The organism is Trichloromonas sp., from assembly GCF_041583255.1.
Taxonomy (GTDB): domain Bacteria; phylum Desulfobacterota; class Desulfuromonadia; order Desulfuromonadales; family Trichloromonadaceae; genus Trichloromonas.
In genome coordinates this window covers 1-3,437 of sequence record NZ_JBFHGD010000286.1, presented here as the reverse complement: position 1 = coordinate 3,437, position 3,437 = coordinate 1, and the positions used below count along the sequence as shown (strand labels likewise).

At 59.1% G+C, this 3,437-nt stretch carries 5 protein-coding genes; 4 read left to right on the top strand and 1 reads right to left on the bottom strand.

What is annotated here, in order from left to right:
• The 4 genes from ABYV89_RS15695 to ABYV89_RS15680 form a co-directional block, all read left to right on the top strand.
• Positions 1 to 611, top strand: a 611-nt coding sequence (locus tag ABYV89_RS15695) for a sodium:solute symporter family transporter (RefSeq protein WP_432823876.1), incomplete at its 5' end; no start/stop codon positions are given.
• Positions 612 to 695: 84 nt separating this feature from the next.
• Positions 696 to 1,322 (top strand): hypothetical protein, encoded by a 627-nt coding sequence (locus ABYV89_RS15690; RefSeq protein WP_432823875.1) that lies wholly within the window; start codon positions 696 to 698, stop codon positions 1,320 to 1,322.
• Between the two features lie 12 nt (positions 1,323 to 1,334).
• Positions 1,335 to 2,243 carry a selenium metabolism-associated LysR family transcriptional regulator gene (locus ABYV89_RS15685; RefSeq protein ID WP_432823874.1) on the top strand — a complete coding sequence of 303 codons (909 nt, stop codon included), beginning with the start codon at positions 1,335 to 1,337 and terminating at the stop codon, positions 2,241 to 2,243.
• A 114-nt stretch (positions 2,244 to 2,357) separates the two neighbouring features.
• Entirely contained in the window at positions 2,358 to 2,771 is a 414-nt protein-coding gene (locus ABYV89_RS15680; RefSeq protein WP_432823873.1) for a rhodanese-like domain-containing protein, read from the top strand.
• A gap of 338 nt (positions 2,772 to 3,109) precedes the next feature.
• Here ABYV89_RS15680 and ABYV89_RS15675 read toward each other — a convergent pair.
• The coding region (locus ABYV89_RS15675; protein WP_432823872.1) for a type II toxin-antitoxin system RelE/ParE family toxin at positions 3,110 to 3,437 on the bottom strand (328 nt) is incomplete at its 5' end.

Genomic DNA, 3,437 nt, shown 5'->3' with positions numbered 1-3,437 from the left:
CCATGACCAACGGCGTTATCAACCTGACCGACAACAACATGAGCGCCCCGCTGCTGGCTCTCTCCTTCGGCGTGGTCTTGTTCGCAGTCATCTCGTCGCTGGCCTTCGCCACCGTGCTCGGTACCGTTTCGGGCCTGATCGTGGCAAGTTCCGGCGCCATTGCCCATGACTTGATGGACAACTTCCTCGGCCTGCACATGAGCGACTCCGGCAAGGTTAAGGCGGGCAAGATCTCCGCGGTCGTCGTCGGCTGCATCGCCATCTACCTCGGCATCGTCTTCGAAGGGATGAACGTCTCCTTCCTGGTCGGCTGGGCCTTTGCGGTAGCGGCCTCGGCCAACCTGCCGGCGATCCTGATGCTGCTCTTCTGGAAGAAGACCACCGCCCAGGGCGTGGCTACCTCGATCACGGTCGGCCTCTTTTCGGCTCTCGGCCTGATCCTGATCTCGCCGGACATGTGGGTGCGCTACGGCCTGCTGCCGGGCGATGCCCCGATCCAGTTCAACAGCCCGGCGGCGATCTCGATCCCGCTCTCCTTCATCGCCCTGATCATCGTTTCGCTGATGACCCAGAAAGACGCGGTTACCGACGACGCGACCGAAGCGGCTTAAGGCCAAAAGGGATTGTAAACTGACAATTGATTTGCCATACTGTGGGCCGCTCTCGGGCGGCCCACTTTTTTTTAAGGATGTCCCATGAAACGCTTTCGCTTCACCCTGCTGGCTGTCTGCCTGGTGCTGCTCTACCTGGGCTGGAATGATGCTTCCCTCTACCTGCGCAACCGCGCCCCGCTCGCGGTGACCATCGGTGCCCTCGAAAAGGGCGACACGCCTCGGGAATGGCTGCGCATCAGCGGCGGCACTCTCATCATGGACGAAGCGATTTCCACTTCAGGGTCGATTGAACTGGACGCCCTGCTGGTGCCGCTGAAGGCTGATCCGGCCACTCCCGGTTTCCGGGTCCTGGTGGAAACCCGCGATCCGGCCTTGCTCGATTTTTTTCAGACCTACCATTTCAAACTCGATTCGGCCCTGGCCAAGGAGCGGTTTCATGCCGAACACCAGCAGGAATTCAGGGTCCAGCGCGACATCATCGGAACCCAGATCACCGGAATGATCGCCTCAGGCAATCGGGACAAATTGACGACCCTGGCCAAGGATCTTGGAATTCAGGTTTCCGACAATGTCATGCTTCTCTCTGAAGGAAATCAGCCGCCGACCTACCGGGGATTCCTGTTTCTCGCCATCGGCATCCTGGGTTTGGGTAAACTTCTGCTGCGCTGGCCCAAAAACGAATCCCCAGAAGCTGTTTCAGACAATTAACCGGGAGCCCGCGTGGATATCAGGCGGCTGGAAATATTCTGTCGGGTGGTGGAGCTGAAAAGCTTCACCCGGGCGGCCAACGAAGTCCTGCTCTCCCAGCCGACGGTAAGCGAACACATCCGCCTGCTCGAAGAGGCGCTTGAAGAAAAACTGCTCGACCGCCTCGGCCGCCAAGTCCTGCCCACCCCGGCCGGGGAAATCCTCTACCGCCACGCCCGCCGCATCATCCAGCTGCGCGACGAGGCATTGCAGGCCATCGCCGACTACCGGGGCGCAGCGACCGGCCGACTGCTGGTCGGCGCCAGCACCATCCCCGGCGCCTACATCCTGCCGGCCCGGATCGAACGCTTCAAGGAACTCCATCCCGCCATCCAGTTGACCCTCAAGATCGCCGGCAGCGGCAGCATCCGCCGCGAATTGCTGGAGGGAGAGGTCGAACTGGCCATCATCGGCGCTCCCAGTCATGATCCCCAGCTCGAATGCCGGGATATCTTCGCCGACGAACTGGTGCTGGCGGTCCACCCGAACCACCCATTTGCCGGCCGAGAGGCCGTCGGCCTGGACGAACTGGACGGCCCCGCTTTTCTGCTGCGGGAGGAAGATTCCGGCACCCGCGCCGTCATGAACGAATCGCTGCGCTACCACGGCTTCGACCCGGAGCGATTCAACGTGGTCGCCGAAATGGGGAGCACCGAGGCCATCCGCCAGGGGATCAAGGCCCGGCTCGGCATCTCCATCCTGTCGAACCTCGCCATCCGCGAAGACCTGCAGAACGGCTCGCTGGTCAAAGTCCCGCTGGCCGGCATCCGCATCACCCGGCCCTTCTACCTGGTGCAGCGCAAAAACCGCCGACTCACGCCATTGGCGTTGGGATTCCTCGATTTTCTGCTGGCACACAACGCCCCGGACCGCTCGCCATAGGCATCACCTATTCATCCCAAAGGCATCTTCGATATTTCCTATTTGCCTCTTGCCGAAACTTCCATTATTCTCCGACGCCACAATCATTCATCACTCATGCGACGGAGAATACCCGTGAAGCGACTCATCTGCGTAACCACCCTGCTGTTTACCCTGCTGGCCGGCCAGGCCTTGGCCTACAACCTGATCGGCGCCGACGAGGTCAAAGCCAACCTCGACACCAAGACCCCCATGGTGCTGATCGACATCCAGGTCGCTTTGGAGTTCGACCAGCACCACCTGCCCGGCGCCATCGCCACCTACGCCTACCCGGTTAAGTCCGAACAGGACACCACCAAACTCGACGCCGCCATGAACGAGCTGCATGCATCCGACGCCCCGGTGGTCATCGTCTGCCCCCGCGGCAAAGGCGGTGCCGAACGGGCTTATGATTACCTGAAAGCCAACGGTGTTACGGAAGAGCGGCTGTTCATCCTGAAGGACGGCCAGGCCGGCTGGCCCTACCCGGAACTGGTGCAGGGCAAGTAAGCCAACCTCGCACAAAGCCCGCAAGCCTTTGTGGCAGAAGGCCGCTCGGAGCAGTTTCAAGCGAGTAGACACGGCCTTAGAACTTACACGTATTCCGCGTCTCGCACACCCTTAGGCGAAGCAGGAATGCTTTGTTGGACAACAAACAGGAGCGGCCCTGCCTGATTTTCAGGTAGGGCCGCTCTTTGTTATAGAAATGGGGACCAATAAGAAAGGGCCATCCGATCCAGTGATCAGAATGGCCCTTTGTGGGTGTTCAAAATGTCACGGCAATTTCAGACGGACAAAAGTGTCCAGCCAGTCGTAAATAGAATAGAAAAAAACAGGAACCGAAATACTTAAAGATTGGTTTCCAAATCCATTCTTTCATGCAAAACGCGGACAATTTCTATGGCACCAGCCGACTGCTGGCGATAAAAAATGACATGCCGGCCGGAAGGGAATTTGCGATACCCGGAACGGATCTCGTCACACTGTTGACCTTGGTTCGGATTCTCCGCCAAAGCATGGAAAGAACGGTCCAGCAGAGCAAGGTAATGACGACGCTGTTCACGCCCCCAGCGTTGTTGCGTATAACGACCAATCTCGCGAAGGTCATCAAGTGCTTGTTTGGTTAGCGAGAACATCGGCATTAGCCGAGTACCCCATCGAGTTCGCGATTCAGAT

Coding starts and splice junctions, on each gene's coding strand:
- ABYV89_RS15690 (WP_432823875.1), top strand. CDS start 696: ATGAAACGCTTTCGCTTCACCCTGCTGGCTGTCTGCCTGGTGCTGCTC.